This window comes from Siccirubricoccus deserti, from assembly GCF_014283215.1.
GTDB classification, from domain to species: Bacteria; Pseudomonadota; Alphaproteobacteria; order Acetobacterales; family Acetobacteraceae; genus Siccirubricoccus; species Siccirubricoccus deserti.
In genome coordinates this window covers 38176-60302 of record NZ_JACOMF010000021.1, presented here as the reverse complement: position 1 = coordinate 60302, position 22127 = coordinate 38176, and the positions used below count along the sequence as shown (strand labels likewise).

The 22127-nt window shown below is 69.1% G+C and carries 23 protein-coding genes; 11 read left to right on the top strand and 12 right to left on the bottom strand.

The window, feature by feature from the left end:
- Positions 1 to 77: 77 nt before the first annotated feature.
- The 4 genes from gspD to H7965_RS16945 all read left to right on the top strand — a co-directional run bounded on the left by gspD (position 78) and on the right by H7965_RS16945 (position 5877).
- Positions 78 to 2414 carry a type II secretion system secretin GspD gene (gspD, locus tag H7965_RS16960; RefSeq protein ID WP_229682670.1) on the top strand — a complete coding sequence of 779 codons (2337 nt, stop codon included), beginning with the start codon at positions 78 to 80 and terminating at the stop codon, positions 2412 to 2414.
- Positions 2415 to 2519: 105 nt separating this feature from the next.
- On the top strand, positions 2520 to 2945 hold the full coding sequence (locus tag H7965_RS16955; RefSeq protein ID WP_186771773.1) for a lytic transglycosylase domain-containing protein: 426 nt from the start codon (positions 2520 to 2522) through the stop codon (positions 2943 to 2945).
- Between the two features lie 7 nt (positions 2946 to 2952).
- Positions 2953 to 4647 (top strand): GspE/PulE family protein, encoded by a 1695-nt coding sequence (locus H7965_RS16950; protein ID WP_229682669.1) that lies wholly within the window; start codon positions 2953 to 2955, stop codon positions 4645 to 4647.
- 3 nt (positions 4648 to 4650) lie between these two features.
- Positions 4651 to 5877 (top strand): type II secretion system F family protein, encoded by a 1227-nt coding sequence (locus tag H7965_RS16945; RefSeq protein ID WP_186771771.1) that lies wholly within the window; start codon positions 4651 to 4653, stop codon positions 5875 to 5877.
- Between the two features lie 7 nt (positions 5878 to 5884).
- On the opposite strand, the gene H7965_RS16940 is transcribed toward H7965_RS16945, so the two are convergent.
- Both H7965_RS16940 and H7965_RS16935 read right to left on the bottom strand, forming a co-directional pair.
- Positions 5885 to 6304 (bottom strand): GspH/FimT family pseudopilin, encoded by a 420-nt coding sequence (locus tag H7965_RS16940; protein WP_186771796.1) that lies wholly within the window; start codon positions 6302 to 6304, stop codon positions 5885 to 5887.
- Between the two features lie 5 nt (positions 6305 to 6309).
- A complete protein-coding gene (locus tag H7965_RS16935) occupies positions 6310 to 6645 on the bottom strand; it encodes a hypothetical protein (protein ID WP_186771770.1) in 336 nt (111 codons plus the stop codon).
- Between the two features lie 254 nt (positions 6646 to 6899).
- Between H7965_RS16935 and H7965_RS16930 the strand changes: the two genes are divergently transcribed.
- The 3 genes from H7965_RS16930 to H7965_RS16920 are packed head-to-tail and all read left to right on the top strand — an operon-like array spanning position 6900 to position 8805.
- Complete coding sequence (locus H7965_RS16930) at positions 6900 to 7433, top strand: prepilin-type N-terminal cleavage/methylation domain-containing protein (protein ID WP_186771769.1); 534 nt, start codon at positions 6900 to 6902, stop codon at positions 7431 to 7433.
- Positions 7430 to 8011, top strand: coding sequence for a prepilin-type N-terminal cleavage/methylation domain-containing protein (locus H7965_RS16925; protein WP_186771768.1), 582 nt, complete (start codon positions 7430 to 7432; stop codon positions 8009 to 8011). The genes H7965_RS16930 and H7965_RS16925 overlap by 4 nt, the downstream gene beginning before the upstream one ends.
- Positions 8008 to 8805: a type II secretion system minor pseudopilin gene (locus H7965_RS16920; protein WP_186771767.1), complete on the top strand. Its 798-nt coding sequence runs from the start codon at positions 8008 to 8010 to the stop codon at positions 8803 to 8805. The genes H7965_RS16925 and H7965_RS16920 overlap by 4 nt, the downstream gene beginning before the upstream one ends.
- A gap of 17 nt (positions 8806 to 8822) precedes the next feature.
- Here the strand turns inward: H7965_RS16920 and H7965_RS16915 are convergent, their stop codons facing one another.
- Both H7965_RS16915 and H7965_RS16910 read right to left on the bottom strand, forming a co-directional pair.
- Positions 8823 to 9425, bottom strand: a complete 603-nt coding sequence (locus tag H7965_RS16915) for an SCO family protein (RefSeq protein WP_186771766.1) — start codon at positions 9423 to 9425, stop codon at positions 8823 to 8825.
- A 30-nt stretch (positions 9426 to 9455) separates the two neighbouring features.
- On the bottom strand, positions 9456 to 11264 hold the full coding sequence (locus H7965_RS16910) for a multicopper oxidase family protein (protein WP_186771765.1): 1809 nt from the start codon (positions 11262 to 11264) through the stop codon (positions 9456 to 9458).
- Positions 11265 to 11848: 584 nt separating this feature from the next.
- Between H7965_RS16910 and H7965_RS16905 the strand changes: the two genes are divergently transcribed.
- From H7965_RS16905 to H7965_RS16895, 3 genes are read left to right on the top strand one after another with little or no spacing between them, the layout of a single operon-like run.
- Entirely contained in the window at positions 11849 to 12871 is a 1023-nt protein-coding gene (locus H7965_RS16905; protein WP_186771764.1) for a PilN domain-containing protein, read from the top strand.
- A gap of 13 nt (positions 12872 to 12884) precedes the next feature.
- Entirely contained in the window at positions 12885 to 13457 is a 573-nt protein-coding gene (gene gspM, locus H7965_RS16900) for a type II secretion system protein GspM (protein ID WP_186771763.1), read from the top strand.
- Entirely contained in the window at positions 13454 to 13960 is a 507-nt protein-coding gene (locus H7965_RS16895; RefSeq protein ID WP_186771762.1) for a hypothetical protein, read from the top strand. The genes gspM and H7965_RS16895 overlap by 4 nt, the downstream gene beginning before the upstream one ends.
- A gap of 71 nt (positions 13961 to 14031) precedes the next feature.
- On the opposite strand, the gene H7965_RS16890 is transcribed toward H7965_RS16895, so the two are convergent.
- Together H7965_RS16890 and H7965_RS16885 are read right to left on the bottom strand one after the other, a co-directional pair.
- Positions 14032 to 14592, bottom strand: a complete 561-nt coding sequence (locus H7965_RS16890; RefSeq protein ID WP_186771761.1) for an EF-hand domain-containing protein — start codon at positions 14590 to 14592, stop codon at positions 14032 to 14034.
- Between the two features lie 113 nt (positions 14593 to 14705).
- Positions 14706 to 16103 (bottom strand): M20 family metallopeptidase, encoded by a 1398-nt coding sequence (locus H7965_RS16885; protein WP_186771760.1) that lies wholly within the window; start codon positions 16101 to 16103, stop codon positions 14706 to 14708.
- A gap of 124 nt (positions 16104 to 16227) precedes the next feature.
- Between H7965_RS16885 and H7965_RS16880 the strand changes: the two genes are divergently transcribed.
- Positions 16228 to 16785, top strand: a complete 558-nt coding sequence (locus H7965_RS16880; protein ID WP_186771759.1) for a hypothetical protein — start codon at positions 16228 to 16230, stop codon at positions 16783 to 16785.
- Between the two features lie 155 nt (positions 16786 to 16940).
- On the opposite strand, the gene H7965_RS16875 is transcribed toward H7965_RS16880, so the two are convergent.
- From H7965_RS16875 to H7965_RS16850, 6 genes are all read right to left on the bottom strand, one after another.
- Complete coding sequence (locus tag H7965_RS16875; RefSeq protein WP_186771758.1) at positions 16941 to 17351, bottom strand: hypothetical protein; 411 nt, start codon at positions 17349 to 17351, stop codon at positions 16941 to 16943.
- Between the two features lie 254 nt (positions 17352 to 17605).
- Complete coding sequence (locus tag H7965_RS16870) at positions 17606 to 17887, bottom strand: hypothetical protein (RefSeq protein WP_186771757.1); 282 nt, start codon at positions 17885 to 17887, stop codon at positions 17606 to 17608.
- A gap of 261 nt (positions 17888 to 18148) precedes the next feature.
- A complete protein-coding gene (locus H7965_RS16865) occupies positions 18149 to 18739 on the bottom strand; it encodes a recombinase family protein (RefSeq protein ID WP_186771756.1) in 591 nt (196 codons plus the stop codon).
- Between the two features lie 142 nt (positions 18740 to 18881).
- The gene (locus tag H7965_RS16860; RefSeq protein WP_186771755.1) at positions 18882 to 19628 is read right to left on the bottom strand and encodes a Crp/Fnr family transcriptional regulator; all 747 of its coding nucleotides are present in this window, start codon (positions 19626 to 19628) and stop codon (positions 18882 to 18884) included.
- A 169-nt stretch (positions 19629 to 19797) separates the two neighbouring features.
- Positions 19798 to 20139 (bottom strand): BglII/BstYI family type II restriction endonuclease, encoded by a 342-nt coding sequence (locus tag H7965_RS16855; protein ID WP_268239740.1) that lies wholly within the window; start codon positions 20137 to 20139, stop codon positions 19798 to 19800.
- Between the two features lie 208 nt (positions 20140 to 20347).
- Positions 20348 to 22084, bottom strand: a complete 1737-nt coding sequence (locus tag H7965_RS16850; RefSeq protein WP_186771754.1) for a recombinase family protein — start codon at positions 22082 to 22084, stop codon at positions 20348 to 20350.
- Between the last annotated feature and the right edge of the window lie 43 nt (positions 22085 to 22127).

Here is a 22127-nt window from a genome sequence, read left to right as displayed (position 1 = left end):
TCTCACCAGCCGCTTCCGGCACGCCATGCCTCGGACTGGTTGATCCGCGAAGCGCCGGCCGGCAGCCCGGCCGGCATGTGCCACCGGCGCATCATGGGCGCGCGGCCGGGGCGTTGCTGCGCGGGCTGCTGGCGTTGCTGGCCAGCGGCTGCACGCCGCCCGAAACCTCGGCGATCAGCGCCTTTCCCGGCCAACCGCCCGTCGGCTCGGCCGCCGCGCCGCCACGCATCAACAGCATCGTCGGGACGCCCACGGCGGCCGGAGTGCCGCAGATCGCCTATGGAAGACCGGCCGAACCGCCCTCGCCCCCCGGCCCCGCGCCGCAGCAGGGCGGCGACATCTCGCTGGATTTCGCCGGCACCGACATTCGTGAGGTGGCGGCGCAGATCCTCGGGACCATCCTGCGGGAGAACTACACCATCGACCCGGCGGTGCAGGGCACCGCCACCCTGCGCACGGTGCAGCCCCTGGCGCGCAGCCAGCTGCTGCCAACCTTGCAGGCGCTGCTGGCACAGAATGGCGCGGCGCTGGTCCGCTCCGGCACGCTCTACCGCATCGTCCCCGCGGCCCAGGCGCCGGCCACCGCGGCCAGCGAGGGTGTCGGCGGCACCACCGTGGTCATGCTGCGCCATGCCGCGGCCGAGGAGCTCGCCCGGGTGCTGCAGCCCTATGTCACCGAAGGCAGCCGGATCATTGCCGACCCGGCCCGCAACGCGCTGCTGGTCGGCGGCGACCCCCAGGCGCGGGAGAGTCTGCTGAGCCTGGTGCGGAGCTTCGACATCGACCTGCTGGCCGGGCAATCCTACGCCCTGCTGCCGGTCGGCGTCGGCGATGTGCGGGACGTCACCACGGCCTTGCAGGAAGCCCTGCGCGCGGCGGTCGGCGGCGCGGGGGGCCAGGTGCGGGTGGTGCCGATGGCCCGGGTCAACGCCGTGCTGGTGGTCGCCCAGCAGCCCCGTGCCATCGACGAGGCGCGCCGGATCCATGCGCTGATCGACCGCACGCGGCAGCAGACGATCCGCAGCTGGCACGTGCATTACCTGCAGAACAGCACCGCCAATGACGTCGCCTACCTGCTGCAGCAGGCCTTCACCCCGAACAATGTGACGGCGCAGCCGACCCGCGCCCTGCGCGGCGCCACCGGCGCTGGGGCAGCATCGGGGCCCGGTGAGGCGGCGGGCGGGGGTGGCGTCACCGCCATCACCGGCCGCCCGGCGATGGGCGGGACCGGCTTCGGCCGCGGGTTCGGCACCGGCGGCACCTCGGGGGGATCGGGCCTGGGCGCGGCCGGGCTGGCGAACGCCACGCCGGGGGGCGGTAGCACCGCCGGCAGCACCCCGATCCTGCTCGGCCAGGGCCAGCCGCCCGCGGGTCCGGCGGCCCCGGCCAACCCGCTGCTTGGCCCGCTCGACCCCAGCGGGGTGGAGGCCAACCCCGACAGCCTGCGCATCATCCCCGACCCGCAGAACAACGCCCTGCTATTCTATGGCACGCGGCGCGAGGTCGGCACGGTGGAGGCGATGCTCCGCAAGATCGACATCCTGCCGCTGCAGGTCCGCATCGACGCCGTCATCGCCGAGGTCACGCTGAACGACGCGCTGCAATACGGCACGCAGTTCTTCTTCCGCTCCGGCGGCCTCAACGGCGTCCTCAGCGCCGCGCAGGGCGGCTTCAACCCGGCGCAGATCGCCTTCAACACCACGCTGCCGGGCTTCATCCTCAGCGGCACCAGGGCCACCGGCGTGCCGATGGCGATCACCGCGCTGCAGGATGTCACCACGGTGAACGTGCTGTCCTCGCCACAGCTCATGGTCGTCGACAACCACACCGCACGGCTGCAGGTGGGCGATGTGGTGCCCTATCTCAGCCAGACCTCGCAGAGCGTCATCACGCCCAACGCGCCGGTGGTCAGCTCGATCAACTATCAGCAGACCGGCGTGATCATCGAGATCACGCCGCGGGTCAACAGCGGCGGCCTGGTCACCCTCGACGTGATGCAGAATGTCAGCGACGTCGCCAGGGGAATCACCACCCAGGGCATCAACTCGCCGACCTTCCAGGAACGCAGCGTCGTCTCCCGGGTGGTGGTGCAGGATGGCCAGACGGTCGGCCTCGCCGGGCTGATCCGGGACAATGTGAATGTCGGAAACCAGGGCATTCCCTGGCTGAAGGACGTCCCCCTGCTTGGCGCGCTGGCGGGGCAGCAGAGCAATACGCGGCAGCGGACCGAGCTGCTGATCATGATCACCCCGCGCGTCATGCGCGACCAGCGCGAGGCGCGGGCGCTGACCGAGGATCTGCGGGAACAGCTGATCAACGCTGCCGCGGTGCCGGACCGGCTGGACAACCTGCCGACCTCGGGCTCGCCCGATCCGAATGCCCGGCTGCGCCGGAGGATCGGCCTGCCGAATTGATGTGGCGCTTCTGAGGTCACTGCAGCCGATGAACTCCCGGTGATAATACTTCTCTCCCGCAATGATCGCTGGAGTTGAGTCGCGGTCGTCGGCAATTTGCATCGAATGTCGGTACCCTTCCTCGCCTGCATGGCACTTGTCGCCTCAACCTATCAGCTGCCGCCGCGCGTGCTGCCGTCGATCCAGGCGGTGGAGGGTGGGCGGGTCGGGCTGGCGCGCACCAACACCAATGGCTCGCAGGACCTCGGCGTCATGCAGATCAACACGCTGTGGATCCGCCCGCTCGCGCGCCACTCCGGCCTGGCGGAGGAGGAGGTGCGCGAACGGCTGCTGCACGACGCCTGCTTCAACATCGCCGCCGCCGGGCTGATCCTGCGCATCTACCTCCATGAGGCGCAGGGCGACCTCATGCGTGCCATCGGCTATTATCATTCGCACACGCCGGAGCGGCACTTCGGCTACCGGGCCAAGGTGATGGATGCGGCGCAGAGGCTGTTCGCCCCGCGTCCGCTTCCCGCCGCGCGACCGTGACCGCCGCGTGACCGACGCCGCCCCCGACACCATGCTGGAGCGTCTCGCGGAGCTGCTGGTCCGCACCGGCCAATGCGACGCGCGCGGCTTCGAGCGGGCGCGTCGCGTCGCCGAGGAAACCGGCCAGCGGCTGGCGCCGGCGCTGCTGCAGCTCGGCCTGGTGTCGGAGCGCGGCCTGGCCGAAGCCTATGCGACATTGCTGGACCTGCCGCTCGCCCGCGCCGACCGCTACCCGACCGACCAGCCGCTGTGCGCCGACCGCCTCTCCACCCGCTTCCTACGCTGGGCCCGCGCCCTGCCGGTGGCGATCGAGGAAGGCACGCTGGTGCTGGCGCTGGCCGATCCGCTCGATCCCTTCACCCCGGCCGCCATTGCCGCCGCCACCGGCCACAAGGTCCGCACCGAGGTGGCGGTGCCGATCGAGCTGGATGCCGCGCTCGACCGGCTCTACCCGGATGAGGAGGCGAATGCGCCAGCCGAGCCCGCCGAGTTGCTGGAGAGCGATACCGAGCGGCTGAAGGATCTGGCGAGCGAGGCGCCGATCATCCGCCTGGTCAACCAGCTTCTCACCCGCGCGGTGGAGACCCAGGCCTCCGACATCCATATCGAGCCGCTGGAGGACCGGCTGCGGGTGCGCTACCGCTACGACGGGTTGCTGCAGGAGTCCGAAAGCCCGCCGCTGCGCCTGGCCGCCGCCATCATCTCGCGCGTCAAGATCATGGCGCGGCTCGACATCGGCGAGCGGCGGCTGCCACAGGATGGCCGCATCCGCCTGACGGTGCGCGGCCAGGACGTGGATTTCCGCGTCTCCACCATCCCGTCCCTGCATGGCGAGACGCTGGTGCTGCGCATCCTCGACCGCGGCGCGGTGGTGTTCGACTACGCCCGCCTCGGCCTGTCGCCGGCGGTGATCGGGAAATTCAGGGCGGGGCTGGAACTGCCCAACGGCCTCATCCTGGTCACCGGGCCGACCGGCAGCGGCAAGACGACCACGCTCTACACCGGCCTGCTGGCGCTGAACGCCGTCACCCGCAAGATCGTCACCGTCGAGGACCCGATCGAGTACCAGCTGCGCGGCATCAACCAGATCCAGGTGCAGGCACAGATCGGCCTCGGCTTCGCCAGCCTGCTGCGTTCCATTCTCCGGCAGGACCCGGATGTCATCATGGTGGGCGAGATCCGCGATGCGGAGACCGCGCAGATCGCGGTGCAGGCGGCACTGACCGGGCATCTGGTGCTGTCCACCCTGCACACCAACTCCGCGGCCGCCGCGGTAACCCGGCTGCGCGACATGGGGGTTGAGGATTACCTGATGACCGCGGCGCTGCGCGGCGTGCTGGCGCAGCGGCTGGTGCGCCGGCTCTGCGTGGAGTGCCGCCGCGCCCTGCCCGCCCCGCCCGAGCTGATCCGTCGCTTCGCGCTGGACCGCCGCTGCGACGGGGGCGCGGTCACGCTCTATCACCCGGTCGGCTGCGCCGCATGCCGGCAGACCGGCTATCGCGGCCGCGCCGCCATCGCCGAATTCCTCGTCCTCGACCCGGAGCTCGAGCGGCTGATCCTCACCCGCACCGACCATGCGACGATCGAGGCCGCGGCAGTCGCCGGCGGCATGGAGACGATGCTGGAGGCCGGCATCGCCGCCGCCCTGGCCGGTGAGACGACGATCGAGGAAGTGGTCCGCAGCGTGCAGGCATCGGCCTGAGCGATGCCCGGCTTCCGCTACACCGCCATCGCCCCCGGCGGCGCCCTGCAGCGCGGCCGGATGGAGGCGGCGAGCGAGGCCGAGGTCGTCGCCACGCTGCGCCGCCAGGGCAGCATCCCGCTGCGCATCGAACCTGCCGCGGCGGGCACGGGCTTCACCGCGCTGCTGCCGGCCGGGCTCGGCGCCCGCCGCGGGCTGCGCCGGCAGGAGGTTGCCGATCTGCTGCTAGAGCTGGCGACGATGCTCGGCGCCGGCCAGGATCTCGACCGGGCGCTGCGCTACCTGCAGGACACCGCGCCGAACCGCCGGGTTGCGCAGGTGGCGACCGGGCTGCGCGATGCGGTGCGCGATGGCAGCCCGCTCTCCGCCGCGCTCGGCCGCTACCCCGCCAGCTTCCACCGGCTGCATGTCGGGCTGGTGCAGGCCGGCGAGGCCGGCGGCCGACTGGCCCAGACCCTGCTGCGACTGGCGGAGCTGCTGCAACGCCAGCGCCGGCTGGCAGCAAGCGTCAGCGCCGCGCTGATCTACCCCGGCCTGCTGCTGGCGGCGACGCTCGGCTCGGTGGCGCTGCTGCTGACACAGGTGCTGCCGCAGTTCATCCCGCTGTTCGAGCAGAGCGGCGCGGCGCTGCCCGCCTCAACGCAATTCCTCATCGAGCTGAGCAGCCTGGCATCCCGCCACGGGCTGCTGGCGCTGCTGGTGCTGGCGGGCGGCACGCTGGCGGTGGGGGCGCTGCTGCGACGACCCGGCCCGCGGCGGCTGGTCGACCGGCTGCTGCTGCACCTGCCGGTGCTCGGCCCGCTGCTGCGGGAGGTGCAGGCGGCCCGCTTCAGCCATGTGCTCGGCACGCTGCTGGTCAATGGGGTGCCGCTGATCGCGGCGCTGGAGGTGGTGCGTGGCACGCTCGGCAATGCGGCCGTCGTCGCCGCGGTGGATCGCGCCACCGCCCTGGCGCGCGAGGGCGGCGGGCTGACCCAGGCGCTGGCGGATGCCGGCGTCTTCCCGCCGCGCACCATCCACCTGCTGCGGCTGGGCGAGGAGAATGCGCAGCTCGGCCCCATGGCCCTGCGCGCGGCGGAGATCCATGAGGAACGGATCCGGCTGGCGATCCAGCGGCTGCTGGCGCTGCTGGTGCCGGCGATCACCATCCTGATGGGCGGCCTGGTGGCCGGCATCGTGCTGTCGATGCTGACGGCGATGATGGGGTTGAACGACCTGGCCGGGATGTGAGGCCCGATCAGCGCAAACCTGCCGTCGAGACCCGGCCGGTGAGCCATTCGACCTTGACCGTCGCCACCCGCTCCCCGGCCTGCAGGGTGATGGCGCCGCCGGAGGAGCTGCCATTGGCCGCGAAGGCGATGGTGCCGGCGTCGCGCGCCACGATCCGCGCCGGCAGCGGCTGCGGCGCGCCGCCGTCGGTGGCGTAGGAGGCCATGCCGATCGTCACCGCCACGCTGCGGTTCTCGACGATGGCCTGAGAACGGGCCAATTGCAGCGCCCCGGTCAGCGCCCGCGCCGCGGCTTCAAGCTCCAGCCGCGCACTACGCGGCGCCCGCTGCAAGCCGAGGAAGCCCAGCACCAGCCCGATCACCGCCAGCACCACGACCATCTCGATCAGGGTGAAGCCGGCACGGCGATGCGGCGGTGCGGCCGGCATGCGGGCTACCGGAGCACCTGGACCACGAAGCCGTTCCGCACCGCCCGCACGGAGTAGCCCCGCGCCTGGCAAAAAGCCGCGGGCGTATCGCCGAAGCGGGCGGTGTCATAGTGCAGGATGGTAAGGCAGAAGTCGCAGCGCACCACCCGCGGATCCAGCGTCGGGGATTCGCGGATGCGGGCGGGATCGATATGCGCGTAGCGCGCATTGAGCCGCAGCGCCTGGGCGGCGACATCGACCACGGCAGGCAGCCGGCAGATCGGCCCGGGCGGCGCGGCCTGCGCCGCCGCGAAGGGCGCCGCCAGCGCCACCAGGGCTGCCAGGGCCGCCATGCGAATCATCCAAGCCTCCTGTGCGTCGCTGCCGTGAAGGCTGCCATCCTTCGTTGCCGGGCACTATCGACACTCCGGTGTGTTCGGGCACGGCAGCGCGAGCGGCGGCGTGTAACTTGTTCATCAAACGGCACGAACTCTCGCCGAAGTTGCTGGGACCTCGACGGCGGCAGCGTAGGATTGGCCGTCGCATCGCGCCTGCGGGGCCGGCGAGCGGCGATACGCCCTGTTCGGTGCTGCCCGTGGCGAGGATGACCGGTTGGATGCTGATGGCGACGGGTGTGCCGGAGGCGGCGCTCCGCTGGCTACGCGACGCCATCCGCGCCGCACGCCGCCCGCCTGCCCGCGCAGGGGGCTTCACCCTGGTCGAGGTGCTGATCGCCTTCGTCATCGCCTTCCTGGCGCTTGGCGCCCTGGCCCGAGCGGGGGCGGATGGGCTGCGCTCGCTGCACGGCGCAAGCCGGTACGAGGAGGCGCTGGCACGCGCCCGGTCGCGGCTGGCGATCGCCCTGCATGGCGCGCCGCTGCTACCTGGCGACCACCAGGGCGACGATGGCAGCGGCTTCCGCTGGCGCGTCCTGGTCACCCCCGCCGATGGGCCGGTGGTGCGTCCCCTCGGCGAGCGTGGCCCTCGCCGCCTGATGCGGGTGCAAACCACGCTCTACGCGGTCAGCGTCCGGGTATGGTGGACCGAAGGTGGTGGCACGGAGGGGCCGCGGCGGGAGGTGCGGCTCGACACGCTGCATGTCGCATCGAGCCTGCTGCCGCGCGGCGGCCCGCCCGAGACGGGGCGATGACGCGCCGCGTCACCTTGCGGGGCAAGGGCTTCACCCTGGTCGAGGTGCTGGCGGCGCTGGTCGTGCTTGGCCTGGTGGTCGGCGGCCTCGCCCAGGGCATGCGCTTCGGCCTGCAGGCCTGGGACCGCGCCGCCAGCCTGATCGAGGCGGGCGACACGCTCGACGCGGTGGACCGGACGCTGCGCCACCTGGTCGCTCGCATGCATCCCGGCGCTGTGGGCAAGCCACCTCCCTTCGCCGCCGGCCCGGCGAGCCTCGGCTTCGTCGGCATGCTGCCGGGGATGCCGCCGCGCCGCGTGGAGGCGAGGCTGGAGCTGGATGCACAGCACCGGCTGGTGCTGCGCTGGCGGCCCTACTCCAACGCCCCGCGCACCCGGCCCGTCGCCTTCACCGAAGCCGAGCTGCTGCGGGGCGTTGCCCGGCTGGAGCTTGCCTACTGGCACCCGGATGCCGGCTGGTCCGCCGATTGGGAGGCCAGTGTGTTGCCGGCGCTGATCCGCATCCGGCTCGGCTTCGCGCCGGGGGACCGGCGGCGCTGGCCGGATATCGTGGTGGCGCCGGGGCTGGACCGGCCATGACACGGCAGCGCGGTTTCGCCCTGGTGACGGTGCTCTGGGCCCTCGCCTTCCTCTCGCTGCTCGGCACCGGGCTGCTCGCCAATGCGCGCCTCAACACCCAGCGGGTGCGGAACCTGCTGGACGCCGCCGCGGCGGAGGCGGCGGCGGAGGCCGCGCTGCACCAGACAATCTTCGCCCTGCTCGATACCTCGGAGCGGCGCTGGCGGCCGGATGGCCAGGTGCGCCTACTGGCACATGGCACGCACCGGATCGAGGTACGGGTCGAGGATGAGAACGGCAAGGTCAATCCGAACCTCGCCTCGCCGGAGCTGTTGCAGGCGCTGCTGCTGCAGCTCGGCGTGGACCGGCGCGGCGCGGCGGCATTGGCCGCGGCGATCGTCGCCTGGCGCAGCCCGGTATTCGGCCCCGACCAGCAGCGGGCCAGGGCGCAGCCCTATGCCGCCGCCGGCCGCGACGTGATGCCGCCGGGCACGCCTTTCGAAACCCTGGACGAGTTGGCGGAGGTGCTGGGCATGACTCCGGCGTTGCTTGCCCGGCTGAAGCCGCATCTCACGCTGTTCACCACCAGCGACCCCGACGTGTCGGCCCGCGATCCGGTTGTCGCGGCAGCGCTGGGCGTCAAGGCCCGGGGCGCAGCCACGGCGGACAGCGGCGAGGGCACCGGCGTGATCACGGTCACCATATCGGTGCAGGGCGCGCGGCGCACCCGCTACGCCGAGCGTGTGAGCCTGCGCACCAATGCGCTGACCGAGATCCGCCGCTACGAGATCCTGGCGCGTGAGCCCCTGCCCTGACCCGGCCGGGGTGCGCCTCAGCCTGGCCGAGACGGCGGGAATACGCGGATGATCGTCTCGGCCAGCCTCTCCGGCGTCAGCATCGCCGGCGCCATGGTCCAGCGGTCCAGATGCTCCTCGCCGATCCGCAGCATGGCGGCGTGCTGGAACAGGTCGGCGTCCAGCACCGGGTTGATGTCGGCGAAGCCGAGGCGCCAGCGCAGCACCTCGATATCGGCAGGATCGCCGGTCAGGAAGGACCAGCCCGGCCTGATCGCGAAGCGGTCGGCGTAAAGCTTCAGCACCTCCGGCGTGTCGAAGTCGGGCTGCAGCGAGATCGAATACATGAGGATCTCGCTGCCCACCCGGTCGCCGAGGATGTCCTGCACGGCGGCAAGGTTCGCCGTCACCGAATCGCAGACATCGCTGCAGCCGACGAAGACGAAGTTGATCAGCACCCGCCTTCCCTTGATCAGGTCGGTATAGAAGCGCGCCTGCCGCCCCTCATGCGTCGTCAGCACGGCATCGGTGAAATATCCTGCTCCGCGCCCGGTGAAGGTTGCGGCCTTCGCCGCGCCCGGCAGGGCGAGTGGTGCCAGGGCGGCGCCGAGGCCGGCCTTGGCGAGAGTTCGACGGTTCATCCTTCGTCTCCCGTTGCTGCGCGCCGGCGCTCAGACAATGTCAAAGCGCATCATCATCGCCGCATCTTCATGGGTCACGTTGTGGCAGTGCATGACGTAGCGACCTTTCATGTCCCTGAAGCGCATGAAGACTTCCACCTCTTCCTTCCGGTAGAGCGGGATGGTGTCCTTGCGACCGTATTCGGATGTGTTGGTCGCGATAGGCCTGCCGTTGCGCTTCAGGATGCGGTGTTCCTCGAAATGCATGTGGACCGGATGGCTCCAGCCGTCGTCCCTGTTCTGGATGACCCAGACCTCCTCGGATTCCTGATCGATCCTGGCGGCGGCTTCCTTGGGGTCAAACAGCTTGCCGTTCACCGTCCAGGCGCCGTTGGAGCGGTCGAAGCGGAAGGTCCGCTTCTTCGCTTTGTCCGCCCGGGCCAGCAGCGCCGCGAAATCCGGGTCCGGCAGTGGCCGCAGTTGCAGCGGGGCGGCGGCCGGGTCGGCGCTGTCGTCACGCACCGCCGGGCCGACCTTGTTGAGCTGGATGATCGGGACGCCGGGGTTCAGGATCTCGTTCTTTGGACCGCGCCCGTCATCCTGCTTCAGCCGGTTGACCAGGTAGATGCGGGAGCTCTGGATCTTGCTGAAGTCGACGATGATGTCGGCGCGCTCGGCGACGGAGAGCCGCACGCTGGTCTTCTGGACCGCCTGGGGCAGCAGGTTGCCGTCGTTGGAGATCTGCCAGAAGGGGATGAAGCCCCGTCCGTCGTACAGCGCGAATTCATACCAGCGCGCCGGGCCATGGTTGTAGAGGCGGAAGCGGTAGCGCCGCGGCTTGACGTTGAAATAGGGCTGGATGACGCCATTGGCGCAGAATCTGTCGCCGAGGATGCCATCCACGTTGAACAGGTCGAAGACCGGCTGGCAGTCCCTGTCGAAGACGAAGTCGCCGAACATGATCGGCACGTCGAACTCGCCGCTCGGCAGGCGGAGCCCGGTCGTCTCGTCGCCGGTGTCCAGGTGATCGAACAGCGTGTAGACGCCGACCAGCCCTTTGTAGATGTTCTGCGAGGTGAAATCGAGCGTGTGGTCATGGTACCACAGCGAGCCCAGCGCCTCGTTCGGATCGCCGCGCAGGTCGTTCAGCGCGGTGTAGCCGGCATAGACATTCGGGTAGTGCTGATCCTTGAAGCCGAGCGGATTGACCTCATCGGGATCATTGACCGAGTTGAAGAAGTCGGCCGGGTTGCCGTCGCTCTCGGATGGCGTATGGGCGTTGTGCAGGTGGGTGGTGATCTCCGGCATGCCGAAGCCGACATGGGTCTTCCGTGACGGCAGGTGGTTGTGGAAGCGCACCATGATCGGCTCGCCGTAATAGGCGTTGTAGCGCGGTCCGGGGTAGGTTCCGTCGAACCCCCAGATCTTGCTGGGCGCCCAGGACGGGTGGAATTTGTGGTCCGCCTCCCGCACGAAGGTCTCGTAGAATTTCTGCGGCGGGAAGGTGCCGCCATAGGTTCCGTCTGCGTTGCGCGAGCAGAGCTGATGATTGATCCGCCGTCGCGCGCCATCGATCAGCGTGGTGCCGTCTGGCGCCCCATGGGTGAGCTGGTTCACGGCCACCGGCGTCTTGATCGGCAGCACCGGCATGGGCTGCGCCCAGGATGTCGCCGCCGGGCTGGGCGGGATCAGGGCGGTCTGGGCATGGGCCCGCGCGCTGAGACCGGCCTTCAGGACGAGCGACCCCGTCGAGGTCAGCAGGCCGAGCCGCATCATCTCGCGCCGGCTCAGCTTGGCGTTGACGATCTCCTGACGGTTGCGCTGCGCGATCACCGCAAGCCGGTCCTGCCAATCAGCCATCTTCATCATCCCCGCTCGTCTATGCCCTGCCTGCGGCAGGGTGCATTTTGGGTTTGCCTCTTTGGGGCCGCCTGGGCCTCGGACACCGGCTCCGACAGCCCCGTCCAGCGGGGTAGGCAGGGAACCAAGTTGTCTCGTTACGGATTATGAAGACGTATTTATTATTCTACAGCTCGCGTTTCAGTTACAGGCCATGACAATTTTGAGAGAAAAATAGCCTAGAAGGTGAACATGTAATCTCAGAAAGATCGCCAATTCCTCGACTTGTTCGCAACATGACCAGCAATCGGTCAGCCTTCCCCAATCACTATCACAAGAAAACCGAAACAAGCTTGGTGCAATTTCCATCACGCTGCGATGGCGACTGTTAATTTGCGCCATCTGTTCGAATTTCAAATGATGTATGTAGCGCCATGAGCAAAATTCGACTGAATTGTAGGCGATTTCGACGTGGGCTTTGCCAAACCTTCAAATCGTCTTGGTGAATAACGAGTTGCTTAATTCTACCTAGATATATTTTTTGTGATGCGGTGCGATTCCTTGCCAATGATAGCATCCGATGACGATCTGCAACGAGAAGCGCGATGCTCGAGGAGTTCCTCCGCTGGTGGGCGCAGCAGCTGCGTGCCCTGGTGCCGCGGCACGGGGCCTTGCCGAGCCGCGTCCTGCTGCTGGATGCAGGAGGGCAGGAGGAGCCCTGGCTGATCCTGACGCTGCTGCGGCGACAATCGGAGCGGCCACTGGGCCGCTTCCCCCTGGACCAGGCAGGAGGGGAAGCGCTGCGCCGTGCCCTGCGGGCGGCCGGGCGTGCCCCGGCGGTTCTCCGCCTGCCGCCAGGACGGCTGCTGAAGCAGGAGGTCGTTCTGCCGCTGGCGGCGGAGGCGGAATTGGCCGGGGCGCTCTGGCATGAGATGGACCGCGTGACCCCGTTCCGCCCGGCGGATGTCTTCTGGTCCTGGGAGGTCATCGGTCGCGACCGTCGCCGCGGGTTGCTGCGGCTGCGGCTGCTGCTGGTCCCCCGCGCCGCGGTGGCGGCGGCGCTCGCTACTGTGGCCGCCACCGGCACGACCGTCACTCTGCTGCAAGGGCAGAGCGCCGATGGGGCGCTGCACCGGATCGGCCTGGCAGCGACGGCATGGCGTCCCTGGCAGCGCCTTATCCTGCGCGCCGCGGCGCTGGCCTGCGCCACGCTGATGGTGGCGGTGGTGGCAGCGCCCTTCCTCCGCCAGGCCAGGCTGCTGGACGAGCTCGAAGCGCGGATCGCCGTGCTGCAGCCCCGCGCGCGGGAGGCCGTGGCGGCGCAGCAGCGCGCGGCGGAGGCGGCAGCGAGCGGTGACGTCATCGCGGCAACGGAGGCCGAGTTCGGCAATGCACTCGGCATCCTCGCCACGGTCACCACGATCCTGCCCGACCATACCTGGCTGACCGGCTTCACGCTGAAGCAGCGGCAGGTGACGCTGCGTGGCCAATCCGCCGATGCCGCCCGGCTGATTGCCACCCTGGCCGCCGAGCCGGCGATCCGCACCCCGGGTTTCGCCGCGCCGGTGACGCGCAGCTCCGGCGATGGCCAGGACCAGTTCGTGATCACCGCCACGGCGGCGCAATGAAGGGAATGGCGCAATGACCGCCAGCCTGCCGACCGGACGCGCCGGCACCGCGCTCGCCCTCGGGCTGCTCGGTGGTGTGCTGCTGACAGCGTGGTTCGCCATCGGTGCGCCGCTGCTCGCCTGGCACGCCGATCGCGCGGCCGAGCTCGCCGAGCGCCGCGGGTTCGCACGGCGGCTGGAAGCCCTGGCCGAGCCGGGGCCGGCGCCGCCCCGCGCGCCGGGCCTCGACGACACCGCCGCCCTGCTGCTGGAGGGCGGCACCGATGCGGTCGCCGGCGCGGCCCTGCAGGGGCTGGTGCGCGACATGGCGACACGGGCCGGCGCGACATTGTCGAGCGTGGAAACCCTGCCCGCCACTACCGTCGGCGGCTATCGCCGCATCGGCTTGCGGCTGTCGCTCAGCGCCAGCTGGCCGGTGCTGGTGCGGCTGCTGGAAGCGGTGGAGCTGGCGCGGCCACGCACCCTGGTCGACGAACTGGAGGTGCAGGCCACGCAGATGCTGACCGGCACCGACGAAACGCTGTTGACGGCCGGCCTCACCGTCTACGCCTTCCGCGCCGCCACCGAATTGCGGGCGGGACAATGACCGCTGGCAACCGCTTCGCCCTGGCCCTGCTGCCACTGCTGGCGCTCGGGGCCGCATTGGCGGCGGCGCTGCACGCCGGGCTTGCCGGCGATGCCACCGACACCGCGCCACCGGAGGCCGCACGGCCCGCGGCGCATGCCGACATGCCGGAGAGCGATCCCCCGGCGGCGAACCCGGTCGATGACTGGGTCGCCACCACCCTGGCGCGCCCGCTGTTCGAGCCGGAGCGCCGCCCGCCAACACTGCGGAGCACCCCGGTCGATGCCGAATTGCCGCGCCTCATCGGCGTGATGGTCAGCCCGGCCACCAAGGTCGCGATCTTCGCCGGCGCCAGTGGCGGCAAGCCGCTGGTGGTGGCGGAAGGCGGGCGGGTCGGCGGACATGTGGTGCAGTCGATCCGCCCCGGGGAGGCGACACTGGCCGGGCCGCGCGGGCAGCGCATCCTGCACCCCTTCGCGCGGAACCCCGGCGCCGCGTCCGCCACAGGCGCGGATCGCCGCTGACGCGCCGCGCAGGCGGCGCCGGAACCGGTGTCCCGCGCAGGCCCTGGGCCGGCTGGCGCGGGACGTCCGGGTCAGCCGGGCGGGCGTGCCGCCGGGGCTTCGCCGCCCTGCGCGGGCGCCGGCTGCTGGCCTTGTCCATGGCCATGCCGATGATGGCGCGGCCGCCGCGGCAGCTCGTCCCTCGCGACCGCGCCATCGCCATTGGCGTCGAAGCCGCGGAAGCGGGCCTCGGCCGCCGGTCGGATCTCCTCCAGCGTCACCTTGCCGTCACGGTTGGCGTCCAGCCCGCGGAACATCATGCCGAGCATCTGCGTCCGGCCAGCACCCTGGCCACGGTCCGCGGGCGTCTGGGCTCCGGCCTGGCCACGCCGCGGGAAGGCGGCGGCCAGCTCCTCCTGCGTCAGGCCGCCATCATGATCGCGGTCCGCCGTGGTGAAGCGCTGCTGCACATAGACCCAGGCTTCGTCCCAGGTGACCTTGCCGTCGCGGTCGCGGTCGATCTGGTTGAAGATCGCGCCCGGCCCGCGCTCGCCACGGGCCGGCGGGCCGCCGGCGGCCGGGGCGGGCTGTGCCAGGGCCGGCGCCGCTGCCAGCAGCGCCGTACCCAGCAGGGCCATGCGGAAACTCTTCATCGGCTACCTCCTTCATCGGACCCGGTTGGGCCGGTGATGCAGAGATGCTCCCCGATTGTAACGCCCGCATGACTTCGGGGCGCCTTCCTGGTGAGGAAGGGTAACGACCGACGCTACCGCTTCGGCGTCCCCGCCTCTCCCAGATCCCACCACAGGCCGGCGAAGGCCATGATGCCCTCGCGCGCCGGGGCGATCAGCAAATGCTCGTCCGGACCATGCTGCTTGCAGCCATTGTAGCTGTGCGGCACCCAGACCAGTGGCGTGCCGAGATGATCCACGAAGACATCACCCGGCAGCCCGCCGGAGGAATTCGGGATGATCTGCACCGGCTTGCCGAGGCTGCGCGCCATGCTGTCCTGCGCCCAGCGCACCCAAGGGTGGTTCGGCGGGGTGCGCGACGCCGCCATGCGCACGCCGGCGTCGCGGATCTCGACCTCGGGGAAGCCGTGCTCGTCGAGGTGGCGACGCAGCGCGGCCTCGAAGCCGGCCGGGTCGGTGTCGACGGTGTAGCGGATGTGGCAGGTGGCGCGGGCATCCGGGGCGACCGCGTTCACCGGTGCCTCCGGCCGGCCGCTGACCATGGCGAGGACGATGAAGCTGTTCCAGCCGTAGATCTTCTCGGCCGGGGTTAGCCCGGGCTCGCCCCAATCGGCGTCGATGGTGGCGGCGCCGTCAGCGCCACCCACCGGGCAGCCGTCCAGCACGCCGCGCACCTCGGCCGGCACGCCGTTCCGCGGCAGCCAGTCGCGGACCAGAATTCTGCCCTTGCGGTCCATGATGCTGCCGATCGCATGGGTCAGCACCACCGCCGGGTCGGTGGTCAGCCCGCCCCAATGGCCGGAATGCACGCCGCCGGCGCGCAGCTTCAGCTCCAGCTCGAACTGGAAGATCCCGCGGGTGCCGGTGGCGATGGTCGGCAGCGCCGGATCGACGCGCGGCCCGTCCGAGGCGATCAGCACATCCGCTGCCAGCAGATCCGTGTTCGCCGCAACGAATTCGCGCAACCCGCGGGAGCCGCGCTCCTCCGCCATTTCCAGCACCAGCTTCACATTGAAGCCGAGCCTGCCGCCGCGCTCGGCCAGCACCGCCTCCAGCGCCGCCAGGTTCAGCGCGTGCTGGCCCTTGTTGTCGGCGGTGCCGCGGCCGTACCAGCGGTCGCCTTCCTCGGTCAGCGCCCAGGGCTTGAGGCCATCCCGCCATTGCTCATCGAGGCCGCGGACAGTGTCGCCATGGCCGTATAGAAGAATCGATTGGAGCGCGGGGTTCTCAACCCGCTCCGCTGTCAGGATTGGGCCGAACCCTTCAATTGGATTGGGGTGGATGGCGACTGAAAAGCCGATTTGCTCTAACCAGGGCTGGATGCCTTCGGCAAGGTAGCGGTGCAGGTCCGCCTCCCTTCCCTCCTCCTGGGAAGTGGAGGGAATGCTGACCAGCCGAGCCAGGAGGTTCCGAAACTGGCCGCTGTCGAAGTAGCTCGCCGCCCGCGCCAAGGCACCGTTTCGCGTCCCCATGCGTGTTCTCCCATTCTCGGTCGGGAGGATGGGCGGGCAGAACTAGCACGTCCAGTCCGTCACACCGGGGCACCTGGGGGGCGGTTGGGCACTTGCTCCGGCGCACATCACGGAACCTTGAGGTTTGCGGCAGCTTGTGCTAAATAGCCTTTGGTACGGAATTATCCGCACCGATTTCATTCAAGATATTTCTATGTCATCATCATCACCCATCGACCCCGCCGCCTTGTGGCGGGCGCGGGTCGAAATGCTTGGGCAGGAACGTTGGTCGTTCGCCCTTACCCTCGCCTACAATGACTGGCCGATCTCCCGCGACCGCATGCGCAGGGACCTCCGCGCCCTTCATTGCATCGTCGATCGCAACCTGTTCGGCACGCGATTCCACCGGCTGCCCGCGTCCGAGCGCACGCGCTTCGTCGCATTCGTCGAGGGGGAAGATCATCATCCCCATCTTCATGCAGGCTGGCGCGTTCCTGGCGGGCGGCGCCTGATGGACTTCGTTCGCCTGTGGAAGGTGGATCACATCTGGTCGCGCATTGCACCGCGCGGCAGCTTCGAAATCCGCATACCCGAACCGGGGCGCGGCTGGTGGAGCTATTGCACCAAGCACACCACAGCGGACTCCGAATGGATCAGCAGCGACGAGTTCCTGCCCGCAGACGCCTTCGCCGCGCCATCATAGCGCACCTCCCTCTTGGCGGCGCGGGGAAAAGCGCCACCCACGGTGCCGAGCGGGCGGGGCTGCGACCAGCGCGCCCCTTCGGCCACCCGGACCAGCATCGAGCCAACCGCGTGGGGGCCATACGGACCCCCGCAATGTAATCCTATGGGCAGAGGTCAGAACACGATCGGCATAGGTTCGAGGAAGCCGTCACCAAGAGCCGCAGAGCCATCGACGACAACAGTTCGAAGCCACTGCTCTTGCACAGCCAGTCGGAGAGGCTGGAGGCCACGGCGAGCGAGAGCTAGTTGCACGGCATCCTCGACAACGAAGCTCGAATCCGGCACGGCCAGAGCATCCCCCAGCATCACCCCAGACCATCGCTGAGAGAAGACCTTCACCACGTCGTTGCCATCCGCACCATCGACCATCACATAGGCTCGGCCACTGGCAACGATGCCCGCTAATGCGACATGACACCATGTGCGGCGGCGGTGGACATGACGATCTCGAACATCACGAACTCCTCGCCGCAGTCCGCGAGCCGCCTCGACGATCTTGCCGGGCTCGGCGGTGACGGGAATCACGGTCAGCGACGCCCTCGGACTGGCCCACACTTGCACCCGGCTCCACCATGCCCGCATGGCGGATCGACGGCACGACCAGCAACCGGCGGAACCGCAGCGCCACCGTTCGTGCCGCCGCAGACGCACGGACTGACACCGGGCGAGACGGTCGGCGATCCCGACTGCGCCCTTCGACGACAAGCAGGCGATCACCTCCGCCTGGACGGCCTCGGCCTCCAACAGGGCCGCCCTTTGCATGCGCGGCGACCTGCCCATCATCGCCTTGCATCCCTGGCGCGCCGCTCCAGTTCGGAAAGTTTCGCCCGGTGGCGGTCACGCTCCTCCTTCTCACGGGGGGGCAGGTCGGCCAGGGCGACGGCCCGTCGCACGGCGTCGGCGATGCGGGCGGCGGCGCTCCGCTTAGCGGCGAAGCCCGCCATAGCGTTGGAATGGCGCTGCCGTTCGCGGGCGATCTGCCGCTGCACCGAGCCGAACTTGTCGAGCTTGGCCGTGACCGCCCCGCCGACAGGCTTCTGCGGCTTGCGGGCCTTCACCACTTCGGCCCTCCCATGAGCCTCTTGTGAAAGAGCCGCAGTGCGAGCGCCGTACCCTGGTTGGGCATCTGGAAATCCCAGCCGACCCTTTCATGGTCCACATAGCGGGCTTGAATGAAGCAGCGCGGGGCGATGCGATGAGCGAATGCACGGCAGCATTGGAACACACGGGCGGCGCGCCACGCGCCGATTTGGCTCCGGTCGATGGAGAGGAAGACAGGGATCATCCTCTATTTAGCGTCGGCGAAACATGCGCCGGGCCGCTTATGCGGCCCTGGTTGCCCCACCCCCTGCCGCCTCGGCCAGCGCGCGGTAGACGCTAGCCCGGCTGATCCCGAGCTTCTGGCCGATTTCGGTCGGGCGCACCCCTTGGGCATGGAGCCGCCGAACCTCGGCTCCCTGCCGCCGGGCGGTGGGCGCGCGGCCTCGATACTTCCCCTCGGCCTTGGCCTTGGCGATCCCTTCCAACTGGCGCTCCAACATTAGCGCCCGCTCAAATTCTGCCACGGCGGCCAGCATGGTTAACGTCAGCCGCCCAGTGGCCGTTGAGGTGTCTACCTCGGCGCCGCCCAAGCTGAGGATGCGGAGCCCCACCCCCCGAGCCTCCAGCCGGGCCACGATCCCAAGCAGGTCCACTACGGACCGGGCTAGCCGATCTGGCTTTGTTACAACGAGAGTATCCCCGGCCCGGACGAACTCCAGGGCACCCTGCAACTGTGGGCGTTGCACCGCGACGCTGGAGACCTGCTCGTAGAACACCTTCTCGCACCCGACCGCGTTCAGGTCCCGCACCTGCGCCGCCAGCCCGGCCTCCTGGCCCTCAATCGTCGATACCCTCGCGTATCCGACTTGCATGGCGTCATCCCGTCTCATTAGGGTCTAAGAGGTTAGACCATATCTGTCTCACAATGACAAGACTGATTCGTCTGAGACACATTCTGCCTCAGGGCAGCCGTCTCGCACTGGCTTGCCCTGCGAGAAGGGAGCGAGTGCAACCTCAGCGGCGGTAGACATCCCTTGCCGTCGCTTCCTGCCCGAGCAGGGCATCACATGCCCGGCGGACCACGCCGTAACATTCGCAGGCGACGCTTTCCAAACCGGGTCGGTCGGTGACCTCGATGCGGCCCCGCTCGTAGCGGATCATGCCTGCTTTCGAGAGTAGCTGGGCTGCGACGGTGACCCCGGCGCGGCGAACCCCGAGCATCATCGACAGGAACTCATGGGTCATCGGGAACTCGTCTCCCTCGGCCCGATCGTGGGCCATGAGGAGCCAGCGGGCGAGGCGCTGTTCGATGTGATGCCGCCCATTGCAGGCTGCTGTCCGCGCGACCTGACCGTGATGGACCAGCACGTAGCGGAGCAAGAGGGTCCGAAAGGCCGGGATGCGCTCCAGTTCCTCGCGGAACGCCGCCGCGTCCATTCGCAGGGCGGTGCCGGGGGCCTGCACCATGGCTTCGAGGTCGTCGCTATCACCGCCAAGCAGGAGTGGCAGCCCGATCATGCCCTCATGGCCAACAAGCCCGACCTCGGCGGCGTCGCCGTCCTCCATGTAGGCCAGCATCGAGGACCAGCCAGTCTCAGGGAAGTAGACCGACGTGACCGGCTTGCCCGGCTCCTGCAATACCTTGCGGAAGGGCAGTTCAACCGGCTCAAGCCGGGGCCGGAGCCGGGCAAAGTCCTCGGGCGGCAGGGCCATGAGCAGGCGATTGTGGAGGGTAGGCAGCGGTTGATCAGCGAGAGCCATGGGGGCGCTCCTGCGACGGGGTGTCGGCGGGAGTGCTGGCCTCTCTCAGCCGCCCGCGCCGGAAAATCTCAGCGGGCGATGGTCTACATATGGTGACGCAGGCGGTTATTTCCAGTCGGAAACCGCACAATGGCGGAGAGGCGCCTATCCGCAAAGCTCCGGCGCGATCTCATGCATGCTGCTTCTCACAGAGGCCCGTCCTAACGAGACGAAGCGCGGGATGCGGTAGTCGTAGGGCGACGGCTCCTCCGGTATCGTGGCCGCCCTGGCCGCCTTCCCCCTTCCCCCTTCCCATTTTGGCCTTCGGCTTCGAGCCGCTCAACCGCCTGATGTAGAAGTCGCCCACAATGCGGGTCTCGTTCCACCCAAGCGGGTGGAGGAGGTCATCCATGGCCTTGGCGGTCTTCGTCTTGTTCCCACCGCTCTCCACCATCTCGGCGGTCTTAATCCTGAACCCCATCAGCTTGCCGACGAGTTCGTCGAACTCGGCCTTGCAGGCGTTGCGCAGGATGTGGGCGGCGTTCCGGTAGCTGTGGACCTCGTAAAGATCGGCGAAGCCCTCGGGGAACAGATCGCCCGTGGCTTCGTCCTCGGCCGAAATAATGGGCGGTTCTGGCTGCGGAGGTATGGCCTACTCCGAGTTGAGCAGCAGAGGTGCCACGTTGCGCAACAGAAGGCGATACCGGCCCGGATGTCCCTTCTCCCAAATGAAGGACGGGCTACTCCGCCGCCATGCGCTCAGCCTGCGCGTCGTCCCGCTCCCACTCCTCCTCCCGCCCTTCGGGGCTGATGTCCACCGTGCTGCCGCCGATCGTCAGAAGGAGGCCACCGCCGCTGTCCCCAGTGATCTGGTAGTCTATCCGGGCCAGCAGGGTGCGGAGCCGGTCGCGCGCGTCCACGTCCCCCTGGATCGCCGGTCCCATCACCTCCCTGATAAAGGCCCAAGCCTCAGTGGCCCGGCTGGCCGCTGTCGCCGCCACCTCGATCTGCTGGGAGAGTTCGACCGCCCGCTTCTTGGCTGTGTCCTGCTCCCTGCCAGCGCGGGCCATCTCCTCGATGGCCCATTCCTGGGGCATGTGCTTCCGCACAGCCGCCCTGGCCTGCTCAAGCCGGTCGATTTCGGCCAGGAGGGCGACCCGCTCGGCCTCCATCTGCGACGTGTCCCCGGTCGGAGTTTTGGGGGCGATCTCTGAGCGACGGACGATCTCCATCAGCAGGAGGGCCTCGAAGTGGTGGAGATCATACCGCTGCCCGTCCGTGCAGGTGTCGCTCTCGACGTAGCGGGCGCAGATAAGGTCGCGGCGGCGACGGCCCCGGCGGATGCCCCCTCCGGTGTCGGCCCGCAGGCGGCCCCCGCAGGTCGCGCAGGCGGTCCGGCCCGTGAACAGGTTCGGGATGTTCTTGCCGCGCCGCCCCCGAAGGCGTCGCTCGCGGCCTTCCAGCACGTCTCGGGCCTTGTACCATTCCTCAAGCGTGACCACCGCCGGGGCGATCTTCACCTCCCCCATGGTGATATCGACATCGCCCACGCGACGCGTTGCCGGGACGCGGCGGCGCACCGTCTTGCCCTCCTCCACGACATCGACCCATTTGGTCGGCGTGTAGAAGCCCAACACATGGCGGTCTCGCAACAGTTGGCCGACGCGGCTGGCCCGCCAATCCTTCCCGTCCGGCGAGCGGATGCCGTCGCAGTTCAGCCCCGAGGCGACCTGCTTCATCGTCCTGCCCTGGCCGATATCCCGGAATATGCGGCGAACGATCGGCCCCCAGACCTTCTCGTCGATCACGTACCAAAAGCCATTGCCTTCGGCGGGGATGGGGCCGTGCTTGGTGTCCGGCCGCAGGCGGATAAGCCAGAAGGGCGTCCTGCCATTGATCTGCGGCAGGGAGGCCGTGGGGTCGGCGAGGACGGCGACCAACCGCTCCCGCTTTTTCCGGTGCGCCCCCTCGGCGAACTGGCGCAGGCGCTCAGCGTAGCGGCGGGCAGCGTTCAGTTCAGCCACCAGCTTGTGGTTCAGGTCAGTCTCGATCGAGAAGCGGTCCCAAATCGTGAGGTCGCCCGTTACCACGACGATATTGTTGTCGAGTAGCACTTTGAGGATTTCAGTGCTGCCGACCAGCAGGCCCTCGCGGATGAGGCGGTCGATGGCCTCAAGGACGAGGACGACCGGCTTTGGCCCGTAGAACACCCCATCCTTCGCCATCCTGAGGAGTTCGGCCAGCTTACCCCGAGTACGGTGGTCGCCTTTGCTGGCCGACAGCCCCTTGTCGTCGAAGCTCCACTCCGGGTTCAAGTTCAACCGGAAGTGGGAGATAGTTTGAGCCTTTACCTCATCTTGGCGCTCCTGGGTGGAGCCGCCCTCCTGCTGGGGGGAAGACCATCGATCGTAGTCGGCGGCCGTGCTGCCGAGCAGTTCTTCCCTGGTTAACGGGCGGCTGTAGGGGAGGATGAACACCTGGGGGGTTCCGTGCTGTCGGCGCGCCCCTCTTACCGAATAT

Excerpts from the sequence above, each read along its gene's own strand:
- H7965_RS16910 (WP_186771765.1), bottom strand. The coding sequence starts at position 11,264 with ATGGCTGATTGGCAGGACCGGCTTGCGGTGATCGCGCAGCGCAACCGT.
- gspM (WP_186771763.1), top strand. The coding sequence starts at position 12,885 with ATGACCGCCAGCCTGCCGACCGGACGCGCCGGCACCGCGCTCGCCCTC.
- H7965_RS16925 (WP_186771768.1), top strand. The coding sequence starts at position 7,430 with ATGACGCGCCGCGTCACCTTGCGGGGCAAGGGCTTCACCCTGGTCGAG.
- H7965_RS16860 (WP_186771755.1), bottom strand. The coding sequence starts at position 19,628 with ATGGCTCTCGCTGATCAACCGCTGCCTACCCTCCACAATCGCCTGCTC.
- H7965_RS16915 (WP_186771766.1), bottom strand. The coding sequence starts at position 9,425 with ATGAACCGTCGAACTCTCGCCAAGGCCGGCCTCGGCGCCGCCCTGGCA.
- H7965_RS16945 (WP_186771771.1), top strand. The coding sequence starts at position 4,651 with ATGCCCGGCTTCCGCTACACCGCCATCGCCCCCGGCGGCGCCCTGCAG.
- H7965_RS16940 (WP_186771796.1), bottom strand. The coding sequence starts at position 6,304 with ATGCCGGCCGCACCGCCGCATCGCCGTGCCGGCTTCACCCTGATCGAG.
- H7965_RS16935 (WP_186771770.1), bottom strand. The coding sequence starts at position 6,645 with ATGATTCGCATGGCGGCCCTGGCAGCCCTGGTGGCGCTGGCGGCGCCC.
- H7965_RS16920 (WP_186771767.1), top strand. The coding sequence starts at position 8,008 with ATGACACGGCAGCGCGGTTTCGCCCTGGTGACGGTGCTCTGGGCCCTC.
- H7965_RS16905 (WP_186771764.1), top strand. The coding sequence starts at position 11,849 with ATGCTCGAGGAGTTCCTCCGCTGGTGGGCGCAGCAGCTGCGTGCCCTG.
- H7965_RS16885 (WP_186771760.1), bottom strand. The coding sequence starts at position 16,103 with ATGGGGACGCGAAACGGTGCCTTGGCGCGGGCGGCGAGCTACTTCGAC.
- H7965_RS16955 (WP_186771773.1), top strand. The coding sequence starts at position 2,520 with ATGTCGGTACCCTTCCTCGCCTGCATGGCACTTGTCGCCTCAACCTAT.
- H7965_RS16895 (WP_186771762.1), top strand. The coding sequence starts at position 13,454 with ATGACCGCTGGCAACCGCTTCGCCCTGGCCCTGCTGCCACTGCTGGCG.
- H7965_RS16890 (WP_186771761.1), bottom strand. The coding sequence starts at position 14,592 with ATGAAGAGTTTCCGCATGGCCCTGCTGGGTACGGCGCTGCTGGCAGCG.
- H7965_RS16930 (WP_186771769.1), top strand. The coding sequence starts at position 6,900 with ATGCTGATGGCGACGGGTGTGCCGGAGGCGGCGCTCCGCTGGCTACGC.
- H7965_RS16865 (WP_186771756.1), bottom strand. The coding sequence starts at position 18,739 with ATGCAAGTCGGATACGCGAGGGTATCGACGATTGAGGGCCAGGAGGCC.